At 69.4% G+C, this 15,434-nt stretch carries 13 protein-coding genes; all 13 read left to right on the top strand.

What is annotated here, in order from left to right:
- Positions 1-365: 365 nt before the first annotated feature.
- The 13 genes from hrcA (at position 366) to IFT89_RS02905 (ending at position 15,347) form a co-directional block, all read left to right on the top strand.
- On the top strand, positions 366-1,388 hold the full coding sequence (gene hrcA / locus IFT89_RS02965; protein WP_085510717.1) for a heat-inducible transcriptional repressor HrcA: 1,023 nt from the start codon (positions 366-368) through the stop codon (positions 1,386-1,388).
- 54 nt (positions 1,389-1,442) lie between these two features.
- Positions 1,443-2,564 carry a molecular chaperone DnaJ gene (gene dnaJ, locus IFT89_RS02960; protein WP_064293629.1) on the top strand — a complete coding sequence of 374 codons (1,122 nt, stop codon included), beginning with the start codon at positions 1,443-1,445 and terminating at the stop codon, positions 2,562-2,564.
- A gap of 1 nt (position 2,565) precedes the next feature.
- Positions 2,566-3,303 carry a 16S rRNA (uracil(1498)-N(3))-methyltransferase gene (locus IFT89_RS02955; protein WP_202938163.1) on the top strand — a complete coding sequence of 246 codons (738 nt, stop codon included), beginning with the start codon at positions 2,566-2,568 and terminating at the stop codon, positions 3,301-3,303.
- A gap of 50 nt (positions 3,304-3,353) precedes the next feature.
- On the top strand, positions 3,354-3,707 hold the full coding sequence (locus tag IFT89_RS02950) for an HIT domain-containing protein (protein WP_064293856.1): 354 nt from the start codon (positions 3,354-3,356) through the stop codon (positions 3,705-3,707).
- 76 nt (positions 3,708-3,783) lie between these two features.
- A complete protein-coding gene (locus IFT89_RS02945) occupies positions 3,784-4,797 on the top strand; it encodes a PhoH family protein (protein ID WP_228498304.1) in 1,014 nt (337 codons plus the stop codon).
- On the top strand, positions 4,794-5,261 hold the full coding sequence (gene ybeY / locus IFT89_RS02940; protein ID WP_079705750.1) for an rRNA maturation RNase YbeY: 468 nt from the start codon (positions 4,794-4,796) through the stop codon (positions 5,259-5,261). The genes IFT89_RS02945 and ybeY overlap by 4 nt, the downstream gene beginning before the upstream one ends.
- Positions 5,261-6,565, top strand: a complete 1,305-nt coding sequence (locus IFT89_RS02935; protein ID WP_191940950.1) for a hemolysin family protein — start codon at positions 5,261-5,263, stop codon at positions 6,563-6,565. Before ybeY ends, IFT89_RS02935 begins: the two co-directional genes overlap by 1 nt.
- The gene (gene era, locus IFT89_RS02930) at positions 6,562-7,470 is read left to right on the top strand and encodes a GTPase Era (protein WP_202938161.1); all 909 of its coding nucleotides are present in this window, start codon (positions 6,562-6,564) and stop codon (positions 7,468-7,470) included. Before IFT89_RS02935 ends, era begins: the two co-directional genes overlap by 4 nt.
- Positions 7,471-7,646: 176 nt before the next feature.
- Positions 7,647-8,918, top strand: a complete 1,272-nt coding sequence (locus IFT89_RS02925) for an alpha/beta hydrolase (protein WP_086473478.1) — start codon at positions 7,647-7,649, stop codon at positions 8,916-8,918.
- Between the two features lie 35 nt (positions 8,919-8,953).
- Positions 8,954-11,443, top strand: coding sequence for a bifunctional lysylphosphatidylglycerol flippase/synthetase MprF (locus IFT89_RS20690; RefSeq protein WP_202938160.1), 2,490 nt, complete (start codon positions 8,954-8,956; stop codon positions 11,441-11,443).
- Positions 11,444-11,589: 146 nt separating this feature from the next.
- Positions 11,590-13,350 carry a 2-isopropylmalate synthase gene (gene leuA, locus IFT89_RS02915; RefSeq protein WP_202938159.1) on the top strand — a complete coding sequence of 587 codons (1,761 nt, stop codon included), beginning with the start codon at positions 11,590-11,592 and terminating at the stop codon, positions 13,348-13,350.
- A 126-nt stretch (positions 13,351-13,476) separates the two neighbouring features.
- Positions 13,477-14,661, top strand: a complete 1,185-nt coding sequence (locus IFT89_RS02910) for a sensor histidine kinase (RefSeq protein ID WP_202938158.1) — start codon at positions 13,477-13,479, stop codon at positions 14,659-14,661.
- A complete protein-coding gene (locus IFT89_RS02905) occupies positions 14,658-15,347 on the top strand; it encodes a response regulator (RefSeq protein ID WP_079705757.1) in 690 nt (229 codons plus the stop codon). The genes IFT89_RS02910 and IFT89_RS02905 overlap by 4 nt, the downstream gene beginning before the upstream one ends.
- Positions 15,348-15,434 lie beyond the last annotated feature (87 nt).

Below are 15,434 nucleotides of genomic sequence, written 5' to 3'. Positions count from 1 at the left end.
GGCGCGTAGCCACCGGCGGGCGGGGGCGGGTAGGCGCCTGCGGGCGGCTGCTGCGGAGCTGCGGGAGGGGGCGTTGCGCCGTCTCCTGCAGGCGGAACCGACCCGCCCTTCGCTGGGTCGACGGGCGGCTGAGCGTTCGGATCGGACATCTTCGCACCTTTCACGGAGAGTGATATTCAATTGGTCCAGCTGAGCGTATCGCACCAGGTGTTGCTCATCAGGGACCCACGCCTGCGGCCAACGGTATTCCCGCGGCACGGGGCCGCGCAAGGGACGGCCGCGCGGAGGCCACGATATGATTGGCAGTCAGGGTCTTCGAGTGCTGATGGTCGGCGCTCCGGGGTGGATGACGGGAGGAGATCGAGATGGTGTCGGATCGCGGTCTCGAAGTGCTCCGCGTCATCGTGCAGGACTACGTCGCCTCGCGCGAGCCCGTCGGTTCCAAGACGATCGTCGACCGCCACTCCTTCGGGGTCTCCGCAGCCACCATCCGCAACGACATGGCGCAGCTCGAGGACGAAGAGCTCATCGCAGCTCCCCACACCTCTTCCGGCCGGGTGCCCACCGACAAGGGTTACCGGATGTTCGTCGACCACCTGGCCGATCGCCGTCCGCTGAACAACGCCCAACGGACGGCGATCGAGACCTTCCTCGGCGCGTCCGGCGACCTCGACGAGGTCCTGCACCGCACGGTGCGGCTGCTCTCGCAGCTGACGAACCAGGTCGCGCTCGTCCAGTACCCGATGTTCTCCCGGGCACGCGTCCGGCATCTCGAGTTGGTGAGCGTCACCCCGAACCGTGTGCTCGCGGTCATCATCCTCGACAACGGCCGCGTCGAGCAGCGGCTCATCGAGACGGAGAGCCCGGTCGACGACGACCTCATCTCGCGGCTCCGCTCGCTGTGCAACGAGGCGGTCGCGGGCCGTCCACTCCTCGACGCCCACGACGCGATCGGCGACGTCCCAGCCGACATCGCCGACCTCGATCGCGCGGCGGCCGTCCGCATCGTCGACGCGGTGCGCGAGCAGCTGTCGGCGCAGCGCCAGGACCGCCTCGTCATGGCCGGTGCCGCCAACCTCGCCCGCACCGAGGACGACTTCCCCGGCAGCATCTATCCGGTCCTGGACGCCATCGAGCAGCAGGTCGTGCTGCTTCGGCTCTTCGGTGAGATGGAGTCCGAACGCGACAGCGTGGTCGCCAGCATCGGGCGGGAGAACGCGTCGTTCGGCCTCGAGACCACGAGTGTCCTCGCCGGGAACTACCGTTCCTCTGGTGGCGAAATCGCCCGGCTCGGCGTCCTCGGCCCCACGAGAATGGACTACGCGAGCAACATGGCTGCGGTCCGCGCCGTCGCCAGGTACCTCTCGCGCATCCTCGACGCCGAGTGACGCATCCTCGTCGCGTCCCCCAACACCTTCCGCACCTCGAACGAAAGGCCCTCAGTGGCTGACTACCCCGACCACTACGCAGCACTCGGTGTCGCCAAGGAGGCGACGCCCGAAGAGATCAAGAAGGCGTACCGCCGCCTCGCACGCGAACTGCACCCCGACGTGAACCCGGGTTCCGACGCCTCGGAACGGTTCAAGGAGGTCACGCACGCCTACGACGTGCTGAGCGACCCCAAGCAGCGCCAGCAGTACGACCTCGGTCCGCAGGCTGGTGGGTTCGGTGGCGGCGACGCCGGGTTCGGCGGCTTCGGCGACATCTTCGACACCTTCTTCGGCGGTGGCGGCCAGCAGCGCGGACCCAAGTCCCGCCGCGCACGCGGCGAGGACGCCCTGTTGCGCGTCGAGCTCGACCTCGACGAGGTCATCTTCGGCACCCACCGCGACCTCGAGGTCGACACCGCCGTGCTCTGCAGCACCTGCAACGGCTCCTGCTGCCAGCCCGGTACTTCACCGGTGACCTGCGACATCTGTCACGGCACCGGCTCCATCCAGCGGGCCGTCCGCTCGCTGCTCGGCAACGTCATGACGTCGGCACCCTGCGGCACCTGCCGCGGCTACGGCACGATCATCGCGACGCCGTGCGTCACCTGCCAGGGTCAGGGTCGGCTCCGTGCCCGCCGCACCGTGTCGGTCGACATCCCGGCCGGCGTCGACACCGGTCTGCGTCTGCAGATGCCGGGGAGTGGCGAGGTCGGCCCGGCCGGCGGCCCGAACGGCGACCTCTACCTCGAGATGAAGGTCAAGCACCACGACGTCTTCAGCCGCGACGGCGACGACCTGCTGTGCACGCTCGAAGTCCCGATGACCGACGCCATCCTCGGCCGCCAGGTCACCGTCCACGCGCTCGACGGCGACGTCGAGGTCGAGCTGCGGCCGGGCGTGCAGAGCTCTGAGGTCATCACGGTCAAGGACCGCGGCGTCACCCGCCTCCGCGGGAACAGCCGGGGCGACCTCAAGATCGGCGTCCAGGTCGTCACCCCGACGAAGCTCGACCACCGTGAGCGCGAGCTGATCAAGAGCTTCGCCTCGGGACGACGCCAGGGTGCTCCGGCGCTCGCGCAGTTCCAGCAGGGCCTGTTCGCGAAGATCCGCGACCGTTTCCACGGCGTCGGTTGAGATGAGTTCGCTGTACCTCCGCGAGGATCTCGAATCGACCGGTGTCGGAGACTCGGTGACCCTCCGCGGGCCCGAGGCGAAGCACGCCGTCGCCGTGAGTCGGCTGCGGGTCGGCGAGACGACTTCGATCGGCAACGGCCGGGGCCTGATCGCGACCGGACCGGTCGTGCGAAGCGAGCCGGGCGAGTTGGAGATCCGCGTCGAATCGGTCGTGGTGCACCCGGAGAACCGTCCCGGGCTCGTCCTCGTGCAGGCGCTGGCCAAGGGCGATCGCGACGAACTCGCCATCCAGGCGGCGACCGAGCTGGGTGTCGACCGCATCGTCCCCTGGGGCGCAGAGCGCAGCATCTCCAGGTGGCAGGGCGACAAAGCGGTCAAGGGCCGTGCGCGCTGGCAGCTCATCGTGCGCGAGGCGTCGAAGCAGTCGATCCGCGCCCGGGTGCCCGAGGTGGCCGAGGTCGTCGACACCCGTGGTCTCGCCACGATCGTCGCAGGCCGGACCGTCCTCCTGCTCGAACCCAGCGCGGCACTCGCGCTCTCGGAGCTCGACCCGTCGGCACTGCTCGCCGAGGAACTCGTCCTCGTCGTCGGTCCGGAGGGCGGCATTTCGCCGGCGGAGCGCGAGCGGCTCGAAGCGGCCGGCGCGATCGAGGTCCGGATCGGCTCGGGCGTCCTGCGCACCTCGACGGCAGGACCGGCGGCGATCGCCGCGCTCAACGTGCTGCTCGGTCGGTGGTGACGATCCACCAGCCCGCGCATGAGGTCGCCACGAACCTTAGACTGGTGGACATGAGTGAAGCACCGTCGGTATTCAGCCGCATCGTGTCGGGGGAGATCCCGACGACCCTCCTCGCCGAGACCGATCGGGTGATCGCGTTCGCCGACATCGCACCGCAGGCGCCCGTGCACCTCCTCGTCGTCCCGAAGACCGCCGAGTACCGCGACGTCGTGGAGTTGGCCGCTGGCGACCCCTCCTTGCTCGCGGAAATGGTCGAGGTGGCGTCGTCGCTCGCGAAGGAGCACACCGGGGGCGAGTTCCGACTCGTCTTCAACACCGGTGAGTCCGCCGGGCAGACGGTCTTCCACGTGCACGCGCATGTCCTCGGCGGCTCCCTGCAGGAGGGCACCCTTGGCGGAGCCTGAGTCCTCGAACCCGGACCGCCCCGCTGCGGCGCGGACGGAGGAGGTCGAGCACGTCCTCCTGGTGGACGGGCTCGCCATGGTCCGTCTCCTCGGTCCACAGGACCGACTCCTGACGACCGTCGAGCGCGAACACCCCGGTGTCTCGGTGCACGTGCGCGGCAATGAGATCACCATCACCGGCCCGGCGCCGCAGGCCGACGCCGCCAGACGACTCGTAGAGGAACTCATCACCATGGTCCGAGAAGGACACGACCCGGGGCCGGCGGAGGTCAGCACCTCCGCCCGTATGCTCGGGCAGGACGGCTCGGCCTCCCCGTCGGAGGTGCTCGGGCAGGTCATCCTCACCTCGCGCGGCAAGACGATCAAAGCGAAGACCGTCGGGCAGCGAGCGTACGTCGACGCGATCGACGAGAACACGATCGTGTTCGGTATCGGCCCCGCCGGTACCGGCAAGACGTACCTCGCGATGGCGAAGGCGGTGCAGGCCCTGCAGCGCAAGGAGGTCAACCGGATTATCCTGACGCGCCCGGCCGTCGAGGCCGGCGAGCGACTCGGGTACCTCCCGGGCACGCTGACGGACAAGATCGACCCGTACCTGCGTCCGCTCTACGACGCGCTCAACGAGATGATGGACCCGGAGATCGTCCCGAAGCTCCTCGCGGCCGGCACGATCGAGGTCGCACCGCTCGCCTACATGCGCGGCCGGACGCTCAACGACTCGTTCATCGTCCTCGACGAGGCGCAGAACACCACACCCGAGCAGATGAAGATGTTCCTCACCCGGCTCGGGTTCGGGTCCAAGATCGTCGTGACCGGCGACGTCACGCAGATCGACCTGCCGACCGGCGCGTCCGGCCTGCGACTCGTGACCCGCGTGCTCAAGGACGTCGACGACATCCACTTCGCCCACCTCACGAGCGAGGACGTCGTCCGCCACACCCTCGTCGGTCGGATCGTCGACGCCTACGGCGAGTACGACGCCGTCCGACAGGCGCAGCGGTTCGAGCGCGAGCAGGCCGCCGAGTTCGCCAACCGTGCCGAGCGTCGCGGCGCAGCCAGAGACCACCAGCCGAAGCGAGGACGCTCATGACCATCGAGATCAACAACGAGTCCGGCGTCGCCGTCGACGAATCGCGCATCCTCGCCCTGGCGTCGTTCGCGCTCGACGCGATGCACGTGAGCCCCGATGCCGAGCTCGCCATCGTCCTGGTCGACGAGGGCGCCATGGAGCAGTTGCACGTCCAGTGGATGGACGAGCCGGGACCGACCGACGTCCTGAGCTTCCCGATGGACGAGCTCCGTCCCGGCACCGAGGAGAACCCGACGCCGCCCGGGCTGCTCGGCGACATCGTGCTCTGCCCGCAGGTCGCCGAGACGCAGGCGGCCGCCGCGAAGCACTCGACGATGGACGAACTCCAGCTCCTCACCTGCCACGGTGTGCTCCACCTCCTCGGGTACGACCACGCGGAGCCCGACGAGGAGAAGGAGATGTTCGGCATCCAGCGGGACATCCTCCTCGCCTTCGCGCTCCAGGAGAGACGACGCACCAGCTGATGTCCCTCGTCGCCGTCTTCGTCATCGTCGCGTTCCTGCTCGTCGCGTTCGCGGGTCTCATGGCCGCAGCCGACGCCGCGATCGGCGTCCAGTCGGGCGCGGACATCCTCGACCTGGCAGAGGGCGCCCGCTCGGGATCCGCGCTCCGCGCCATCGCAGCCGATCCGGGTGCGCACGTCAACGCGATCAACTTCATCCGGATCCTGGCCGAGACCACGGCCGCCGTCCTCGTCACCCTCGCACTGGCCTCGTCGATCGACGAGTTGTGGGTCGTCCTCGTCCTCGCGGTCGTCATCATGACCGGGACCTCCTTCGTGCTCGTCGGCGCGAGCCCCCGAGGCGTCGGGCGGACCCACGCGAGCGCAGTGCTGCGCTTCAGCGCTCCCGCCATCCGCGCCGCACGCGTGGTTCTCGGCCCGGTCGCGAACGTCCTCGTCTCCCTGGGCAACCGGGTGACCCCGGGGCTGCCCCGTTCGGTCTCCTTCACCTCGGAGGAGCAACTGCTGAGCATGGTCGACGAGGCCGCGGCGCACTCGGTCCTCGAGGAGGACGACCGCGAGCTCATCCACTCGATCTTCGAGTTCAACGAGACGCTCGTCCGCGAGGTGATGATCCCGCGCACCGACCTCGTGAGTTTGCAGCGCGATCTCAGTGTCCGCGAGGCGCTCGAGGTGTTCCTGGAGACGGGGATCTCGAGGGCGCCCGTCAGCGACGGCGACATCGACGACCTGGTCGGCATCCTGTACCTGAAGGACCTGGTGCGAGCGATGTTCGGTGGCGACGGCGTCACCGAGGTGGGCTCGATCGAGCCGCTCCTGCGGCCGGCGAGCTTCGTCCCCGAGTCCAAGAAGGCCGATTCGCTCCTGCAGCAGATGCAGAAGGAGTCCAACCACATCGCGATGGTCGTCGACGAGTACGGCGGCATCTCCGGTCTCGTGACCCTCGAGGACCTCATCGAGGAACTCGTCGGCGACATCTCCGACGAGTACGACACCGACACCCCCGAGATCACCGATCTGCACGACGGACGGTTCCGGGTCGACGCCCGCCTGCCGGTCGACGAGCTGGGGGAGTTGTTCGGCCTCGAACTCGACGACGACGACGTCGACTCCGTCGGCGGCCTCCTCGCGAAAGCCCTCGGTCGGCTGCCCGTCGTCGGATCGACGGTGTCGACCAACGGCCTCGAACTCACCGCCGAGCGCGTCGAGGGGCGGCGGGGACGCATCCTCACCGTCATCGCCCAGCGCGACGACCAGCTGCAGGACGCCCAGCAGGCGTCCACCGACCACCGGGAGCACCCATGAACGACACCACCCCTCCGTCCGACTTCCGAGCGGGGTTCGTGTCCTTCGTCGGGCGTCCGAACGTCGGCAAGTCCACGCTGACCAACGCCCTCGTCGGTGAGAAGGTCGCGATCACGAGCTCGAAGCCGCAGACCACGCGTCGCGCGATCCGCGGGGTCGTGCACCGCGACCACGGCCAGCTCATCGTCGTCGACACCCCCGGCATCCACCGCCCGCGCACCCTGCTCGGCCAGCGGCTGAACGACCTCGTGCAGTCCACCCTCTCCGACGTCGACGTCATCGGGTTCTGCATCCCCGCCAACGAGAAGGTCGGTCCCGGCGACCGCTTCATCAACGAGTCGCTCGACGGCTTCCCGCGCGCCAAGAAGGTGGCGATCGTCACGAAGACCGACACCGCCAGCCGGACGACGATCGCCGAGCAGTTGCTCGCGATCTCGGAGCTCCGGGACTGGGACGCGGTCATCCCGCTGTCCGCGGTGACCGACGACCAGCTCGACATCCTCGTCACCGAGGTGACGAAGCTCATGCCGCTCTCGGAACGCCTCTACCCGACCGAGGCCACCACCGACGAGACCGTCGTCGACCGCGTGTCCGAGCTCATCCGTGAGGCCGCGCTCGAGGGCGTCCAGGACGAGCTGCCCCACTCGCTCGCGGTGACGATCGACGACATGATCCCGCGCGAGGGGACCGACCTGCTCGACATCTACGCGAACGTGTTCGTGGAGCGCGACAGCCAGAAGGCGATCATCATCGGGAAGGGCGGCTCCAGGCTCCGCGACGTCGGGGCCCGGGCCCGCGCCGGGATCGAGCCACTCGTCGGATCGAGGGTCTTCCTCTCCATCCGCGTCAAGGTCGCGAAGGACTGGCAGCGCGACCCGAAACTGCTCGGTCGCCTGGGATTCTGACCCGGATCCGGTCGACCGTCGGCGCTGTGGGCCCGTGCGGATCCGTGCGGGGGGTCTCCGTTACCTGAACGTGACTTGCGTGTCTGCTTTGGGCCCGCTGTGGAACCCGTCATCTGGCCGACAGGCTCGCGAGCGCGCGGACATACTGTTCCTCGGGGTCGCGAGAAGGAGTCCGAGTGTTCGACTGGTTGCTGGCCATCAGGCTGGATCGTCCGGAGCTCCTCGTCTGGGTCGGCGGTGCCGCCGTCCTCCTGGCGATCATCCTGTTGACCGGGCGCCGAACGGTTCGCGGCTGGCTGACGATGCTGCTCGTGGCGAGCGGTGGGGCGCTCCTCGCCTATGCCACGGCCTGGTTGCTCGGTGACGTGCTCGACGTCTTCGGGATCGAACTGACGCCGGTCACCCGTGCGTGGGCGGCGGTCGGGTTCGCCGGTGCTGCCCTCGCGATCGCCGCGATCGTCCGGACCAGGGCGTGGCGGGTCGTCGTGGCAAGCCTCGCGGTCCCGGTCTTCCTGCTCATCGGGGCAGTCGGTGTGAACCAGGACTTCGGTGAGTTCGCGACGGTGCGGGCGGCTCTGGGGATCAGCCCGTACCAGTCGTTCTCGGCCCTGCCTGCCGCCCGGGGGACGACGACGACGTGGCAACGACCCGCCGATCTGCCAAGCGGCGGGCGGGTCGAACACGTGGACATCCCGGCGACGACCTCCGGGTTCGCCCACCGGGACGCGCTCGTCTACCTGCCACCGGCCGCCCTGGCCGCACACCCGCCGGCACTGCCCGTCATCGAGGCGTTCAGCGGTCAGCCGGGAGAACCGGCCGACCTGTTCGCGTCGGCTGGGATCGCCGGGATCCTCGACCGCTTCGCCGCCTCGCATGCGGGTCTCGCACCGATCGTGGTCGTGCCCGACCAGCTCGGCGCTCCGGACCGCAACCCGATGTGCGTCGACGGGCCGCTCGGCAACTCGGCGAGCTACCTCACGGTCGACGTCCCCGCGTGGATCTCGGCGCACCTCCCGGTGTCCGCATCGCGGACGGACTGGTTCATCGCCGGCTTCTCGCAGGGAGGGACCTGTTCCATCCAGCTCGGCGCCGCGCACCCCGAACGCTACGGCGGCATCCTCGACATCTCGGGGGAGGTCGTCCCGTCCATCGGACCGACGACGATCGCACAGGGCTTCGGCGGGTCGGCGACGGCGTACGAGGCTGCAGCCCCCTCCGCGATCCTCGCCGCACACACCCCGTACGCGGACACCGTCGGTGTCTTCGGCTACGGCAGCGACGACAGCCGCTACGGTCCCGGCGTCCGGCGGGTCGCCGCGATGGCCTCGGCCGCCGGCATGCGGACGACGACCTTCGTCTCCGACGGGACGGCGCACGACTGGCACACCGTGCACACGGTGTTCGAGCGAGCGCTCCCCGTGATCGCCGCACGATTCGGGCTCGCCTGATGCGCGCGGGGAGGGCGACGCCGTTCGGTCGACTCGTGACCGGCGTGATCCGATCGGTGCCGATGAGCATCGGGATCACGGGGCTGGTGCTCGTGGTCAGTGCGTTCGTGTGGCGGACGCCGCCGGTGGCGACGCCGGCCTGGCGGTCGGCGATCCGTGAGGCGGCGGGCGTGGGGTACGAGCAGGTCGTGGTCGACGGGCACTGGTGGGCACTCCTGACCGGCGCCCTGGGAACCGACGGGGTGCTCGGCCTCCTCGCCTTCCTGCTGATCGGCGTCCCCGCACTGGTGCTCGCCGAGCGACGGTTCGGCGCCGCCAAGACGCTCCTGGCGGTGCTCGTGACCGCGGTCGCCGGGAACGCGCTCGCCATCGGGCTCCAACTCCTGGGCACGCTCGGCGGCGAGTTCTGGAGCGGCGAGGTCGCCCGCATCGTGGCATTCGACCCCGTGGCCGGCGCGCTCGGCGCCCTCGCCGCGTCGAGTGCGTTCCACGGGCCGCTCTGGCGTCGACGGATCCGCGCGTTCGTCGTCGTCGGTGCGCTGATCGTGCTGCTGTACTCGGGACTCCCGCAGGATCTCGCGCGACTGTTCGCAGCGCTGGTCGGCGTCCTGCTCGGGATCGTGCTCGCCGGGGCCACCCCGTCGGTGCGACGCGTGCGGAGCTCGCACCACGAGACCCGGGTACTCCTGGCGTCAGTGGTCGCGATGATGGGCGTCGGACCGCTCATCACCTTCCTGTCCGGCCGGCACCTCGGTCCGCTCGCGCCGCTCGTGCTCCTGCTCGAACAGAACATCCCGGACGCCGGACAGGTCATCGGGCAATGCCGCACGGTCGGCGTGTCAGCACAGTGCCTGCGCGACCTCACGCTGGTGCGCGTCGACGGCTTCGGAGCGGTGCTCTTGTCGGTGGTCCCCATGATCGCCCTGCTCTTCGCGGCGTGGGGCCTGCTCCGCGGCAGACGGTTCGCGGTCTGGTTCGCCACGGCGATCATGGTGTCCTTCGCCGTCCTGAGTGCGCTGTCGCTCGGGGCGGGGGTGCGACTCCACCCGACGGGACACCCCTCGTCGTTGCTCGGGACGGGGCACGGTGCGCAGCAGCGGTCCGTCGAGATCGCGATAGCACTGTGGGCGGCGATCCTGCTGCCGCTCGTCGTGGCGGCGCTCCTGGTCGTGCTCCGTCGTGGGTTCCCCGTGCGGGCCACCCGACGCAGCGCCTGGGGGTATCTCGCCCTGGTCGGCGCGTCGTGGGTCGTGCTCGCCGCGCTCTTCGTCGTCGTCGCGCTGCTGCAACCCGGAGGATTCTCGCCGAGGCCCGACGTGTGGGAGGTCCTCCGTGCGGCGCCGGAGCGTTTCGTCCCCGCCGCGTACCTGCGGAACGTCCTCCCGGGCTTCGTGCCGGTCGCCCCGCTCACCGGCGTGGTGTTCCACGCCGTCGGACCCGTCTGGTGGAGCATCATCCTGCTCGGCGCGGTCTGGCCGCTGAGCCGGGTCGCGAACGCCATCGCGCCGGCCGACGAGCGCCGCCTGCGCGAGCTCCTGGCCGAGGGCAGCGACTCCATCGGGCACATGGCCACCTGGCCGGGCAACCTCACCTGGTTCGACCCGGAGCGCAACGCTGGCATCGCCTATCGGATCGTCGCCGGGGTCGCGGTCACCACGGGCGGATTCTTCGGGATGCACCGCCACGAGCAGGGAGTGCTCGAGCGGTTCATCGAGCACTGTGAGGACTCGGGCCTGACGGTGGCGTTGTACAGCGTGGACGAGCAGACCGCAGGAGCGCTCCACCGGATCGGTTGGCGCACCGTGCAGGTCGCCGAGGAGACGGTCCTGCACCCGCAGGGCTGGAGCATGGTCGGCAAGCGCTGGCAGGACATCAGATCCTCCGTGAACCGAGCCGATCGTGCGGGGATCACCGCTGTCTGGTCGACCTACGGGGCGCTCGGCGTCGGGCTCGCGGCGCAGATCGCCGAGATCTCCGAGGAGTGGGTCGCCGAGCGGAAGCTGCCCGAGATGGGGTTCACCCTCGGTGGGATCGACGAGCTCGTCGACGAGGAGGTCCGGCTCCTGCTCGCGGTCGACGAGCAAGGACGGCTGCACGGTGTCACGAGCTGGCTCCCGGTGCGGCGCGATGGTGAGCTGGTCGGTTGGACCCTCGACTTCATGCGGCGTCGGACGGATGGCATGAACGGCGTCATGGAGTTCCTCATCGCCGAGGCCGCCGCTCGGTTCAAGGAGGACGGCATCGAGGAGATGAGCCTCTCCGGGGCTCCACTCGCTCGCTCGAGGAGCACCGAGCAGCCGGAGACGGACGGGATCGACCGCGTCCTGACCTACCTCGGGAACGTGCTCGAACCCGTGTACGGGTTCCGCTCGCTCCTCGCCTTCAAGGGGAAGTTCCAGCCGGAGGAGCGTCCGCTCGTCCTCGGCTACGCTGACCCGCTGACCCTGCCGGCGATCGGCATCGCGGTCGGGCGCGCGTACCTCCCGGACGTGTCCGTGCGAGACCTCGCCTCGTTGGTCACCTGATCGGCCGCGCGGGGGAGTGCTATGCTGACGACGTGTTCTCCGGTCTGCTCCTCCTTAGCTGCCGCGACGAGTCCTAGTTCCAGGCCTCCCTCGTCGCGGAGTTCGTCATTGGCTCACCCCCAATCCCACGAGGAGATCCCAGGATCATGAAGAACACCCAGACCCCATCAGGCATGCCGGTCCATCGCTACCGCGCCTACCAGGACCAGTTCGCCGTCTCGCTGCCCGACCGCACCTGGCCTGACCGTCGGATCACCGAGGCCCCGCGCTGGTGCGCCGTCGACCTCCGCGACGGCAACCAGGCCCTCATCGACCCGATGAGCCCGGAGCGCAAGCGCATCATGTTCGACCTGCTCGTGAAGATGGGATACAAGGAGATCGAGGTCGGGTTCCCGAGCGCGAGCCAGACCGACTTCGACTTCGTCCGCAGCCTCATCGACGAGGGTGCGATCCCCGAGGACGTCACCATCCAGGTGCTGACCCAGGCACGCGACCACCTCATCGAACGCACCTACGAGTCGCTGCGCGGCGCGAAGCAGGCGATCGTGCACCTGTACAACTCGACGAGCATCCTGCAGCGCGACGTCGTGTTCCGCAGCGACAAGCAGGGCATCATCGACCTCGCCCTCCACGGCGCCCGGAAGTGTCGCGAGATGGAGTCGACCGTCCCCGGGACGCAGATCTACTACGAGTACTCGCCGGAGAGCTACACCGGTACCGAGCTCGAGTTCGCCGTCGACATCTGCAACCAGGTGGTCGAGGTCCTCGAGGCGACCCCCGACCGCAAGGTCATCATCAACCTGCCGTCGACGGTCGAGATGGCCTCGCCGAACGTCTACGCGGACTCGATCGAGTGGATGAGCCGCAACCTGGCCAACCGCGAGAACATCATCATCTCGCTGCACCCGCACAACGACCGCGGGACCGCGATCGCGGCAGCCGAGCTCGGCTACCTGGCCGGTGCCGACCGGATCGAGGGGTGCCTCTTCGGGAACGGTGAGCGCACCGGCAACGTCGACCTCGTCGCGCTCGGCATCAACATGTTCACGCAGGGTGTCGACCCGCAGATCGACTTCAGCGACATCGACGAGGTCAAGCGGACGGCCGAGCACTGCAACCAGCTGCCGGTGCACGAGCGGAGCCCGTGGGCGGGCGACCTCGTCTTCACGGCCTTCAGCGGTTCGCACCAGGACGCGATCAAGAAGGGCTTCGAGGCGATGTCCGTCGACGCCGTCTCCCAGGGAAAGGACGTCGCCGACCTCGAATGGGCCGTGCCGTACCTGCCCGTCGATCCGCAGGACCTCGGGCGCAGCTACGAAGCGGTCATCCGCGTGAACTCGCAGTCGGGCAAGGGCGGCGTCGCCTACCTGCTCAAGACCGATCACGCGATCGACCTGCCGCGTCGCCTGCAGATCGAGTTCTCCGGCGTCGTCCAGGCGAAGACCGACGCCGAGGGTGGCGAGGTGACGAGCGGTCAGATCTGGTCGATCTTCCAGGACGAGTACCTTCCGGCAGCGGTCGCGGATGCCAAGTGGGGTCGATTCGAACTGCAGTCCACGAAGACGTCGAGCGATCTCGCCGGCACCGTGGTCCTCGAGGTCGCCCTTCGCGACGGCGAGCAGGTCGAGGAGCGCACCTCGACCGGCAACGGCCCGATCGCGGCCTTCCTCAACCTGCTCTCCGGGCGCGGCATCGAGGTCACGCTGTACGACTACGTCGAGCACACGCTGAGCGCCGGAGGCGACGCCGAGGCGGCCGCCTACGTCGAGCTCCAGGTGAACGACCAGCGCCTCTGGGGCGTCGGCATCGACGGCGACATCGCCACGGCCTCGCTCAAGGCCGTCGTCTCGGCGGTCAACCGGGCTGTCCGCACGCAGGTCGAGACGCGGGAACTGGCCTCCATCTGACGACCTCGCTGCGCCGGGCAGGCCTTCGGGTCGGCCCGGCGCAGTGCTGTCCTCCGGCGTACACCCGGAGGATGATCTTCCTGCGCGAGGACCGGGTGACCGGCCGCCAGGTCGTACGGTTAGTGGATGCTCCGCTCGCTCCGACCCGGCCAACTGGCCCTCGACATCGCGCTGCCCTCGGTGCTGTTCCTCGTCACGTTCGCGGCATACGCCGCTCGTCCGACCCAGTACGTCATCGTCCTGCTCGGCATGTGCGTGGCGCTCGCCCTCCGCCGCCTGGCTCCCGGGATCTCCCTCGCCATCGCCTGGTTCACGGCGCTGGCGCAGATGCTGCTCCTCCTGGCACCCGATCCCGCGAACTTCGCGATCCCGGTCGTGCTCTACGCGGCGGCGAGTTACGGCGGACGGGCCCTGCGCTGGATCTCCTTCGCCTCCGCGTTCGTCGGAGCCGCGCTCATCGCGTTCTATGTGATCGTCGTCCCGAGCTGGACCTCCAACCTCTCCGCTGAGATCAGCACCTTCGGTCTGGCGAACGACATGACACCGGTCGCGCAGGTGACGGTCGGGCTGTTCATGTTCCTCGCGTTCGCCGCCTTCTTCGGCCTCGCTTGGACCGCAGGTGTCCTCATGCGCACCTGGCGGCTCGCCCGCGAGAGCCGACAGGCGCAGCTCCTGGCCGAGCGCGACGTCGCGGTCGAGCAGGAGCGCAACCGGATCGCGCGCGACATGCACGACGTGGTGGCACACTCCCTCGCCGTGGTCATCGCGCAGGCCGACGGTGCCCGATATGCGCTGGCCGCAGACCCGGACTCGGCCGACCAGGCGTTGCGGACGATCTCGAGCATCTCCCGCGAGGCCCTCGCCGACGTCCGGGTGTTGCTCGCGCAATTGCGATTCCAACAGACCGAGGGCCCGCAGCCGGTCATGGCCGACCTCGACCGGCTCTACGAGCAGTTGCGAGGAGCCGGACTGGACGTGGTGGTCCAGAGCCACGGTCAGGAACGACCGGTGGCGACCGGTTCGCAGCTCGCCGTCTACCGGATCATCCAGGAAGCGCTCACGAACGCGCTCCGACACGGCGACCATCGGGGGCCGATCGACGTCCACCTCGACTGGACCGGACCCGAGCTGCAGCTCTGGGTCGTCAACCGGGCCAAGGTCGAACCGCCGAAGGCCGGCACGGGGCACGGACTCGCCGGGATGAACGAGCGCGCTACGCTGGCAGGCGGCAGGTTCGGGACGACCCTGGTGGACGGTCTCTTCACCGTCTACGCATCGATCCCGTACGCGACGGTGGGAGTGACGAGATGACCGATCCGAGTGATGCGACGGCAGCGGGGGCGATCACGATCGCGCTGGTCGACGACCAGGCGCTGTTCCGAGGCGGGATCCGCATGCTCATCGGTTCGCAGCCGGACCTCCGCGTCGTCGGCGAGGCCTCCGATGGGCGTCAAGCGGTCGAGCTGGCCGCACGGACACGTCCGCAGGTCATCCTCATGGACGTCCGCATGCCGGTCATGGACGGGATCGAGGCGACGAAGACGATCCTGGCTGAGGCGGACGCGCGCGGGGGCGAGCGGCCTCGGATCGTCGTGCTGACCACCTTCGACCTCGACGAGGCGGCCGCGACGGCCATCCGAGCCGGCGCGAGCGGGTTCCTGCTCAAGGACGCGGAGCCGGAGTTCCTGCTCGCAGCGATCCGCACCGTCCATGCCGGGAACGCGGTCATCGCCGCGTCGGCCACCCGCGAGCTGTTCGAACACTTCCAGCAGGCGCCGGCCGCTCCGGCCGCACCGCAGCGGTATGCCGAGCTCACGGCGCGCGAGCGCGAGATCTTCCTCCTCGCGGCGCGCGGGCTGAGCAACTCCGAGATCGCCGCTGCCGAGTTCCTCAGCGAGGCGACCGTGAAGACCCACATCAGCCGGATCTTCGCGAAGCTCGAGGTGCGCGACCGGGTCCAGCTCGTCGTGTTCGCCTTCGAACACGGCTTGGTCTGACCGCGGTCCAGCACGCACCCGCGGAGTGATCGAGGATCATCCCCAGGATGTACCAGGGTCGCTCGTGCGCCCGACGCGCACCCGGCA

Source organism: Plantibacter sp. CFBP 13570, assembly GCF_014841395.1.
GTDB classification, from domain to species: Bacteria; Actinomycetota; Actinomycetes; order Actinomycetales; family Microbacteriaceae; genus Plantibacter; species Plantibacter auratus.
Note: the sequence above shows the minus strand (reverse complement) of the source record. Positions and strands in the feature narration are given on the sequence as shown.

Bases quoted from the DNA above. Each gene is read 5' to 3' on its own strand.
- IFT89_RS02935 (WP_191940950.1), top strand. From the start codon at position 5,261: ATGTCCCTCGTCGCCGTCTTCGTCATCGTCGCGTTCCTGCTCGTCGCG.
- hrcA (WP_085510717.1), top strand. From the start codon at position 366: ATGGTGTCGGATCGCGGTCTCGAAGTGCTCCGCGTCATCGTGCAGGAC.
- IFT89_RS02955 (WP_202938163.1), top strand. From the start codon at position 2,566: ATGAGTTCGCTGTACCTCCGCGAGGATCTCGAATCGACCGGTGTCGGA.
- era (WP_202938161.1), top strand. From the start codon at position 6,562: ATGAACGACACCACCCCTCCGTCCGACTTCCGAGCGGGGTTCGTGTCC.
- IFT89_RS02910 (WP_202938158.1), top strand. From the start codon at position 13,477: ATGCTCCGCTCGCTCCGACCCGGCCAACTGGCCCTCGACATCGCGCTG.
- IFT89_RS02905 (WP_079705757.1), top strand. From the start codon at position 14,658: ATGACCGATCCGAGTGATGCGACGGCAGCGGGGGCGATCACGATCGCG.
- IFT89_RS02950 (WP_064293856.1), top strand. From the start codon at position 3,354: ATGAGTGAAGCACCGTCGGTATTCAGCCGCATCGTGTCGGGGGAGATC.
- ybeY (WP_079705750.1), top strand. From the start codon at position 4,794: ATGACCATCGAGATCAACAACGAGTCCGGCGTCGCCGTCGACGAATCG.
- leuA (WP_202938159.1), top strand. From the start codon at position 11,590: ATGAAGAACACCCAGACCCCATCAGGCATGCCGGTCCATCGCTACCGC.
- IFT89_RS02945 (WP_228498304.1), top strand. From the start codon at position 3,784: ATGGTCCGTCTCCTCGGTCCACAGGACCGACTCCTGACGACCGTCGAG.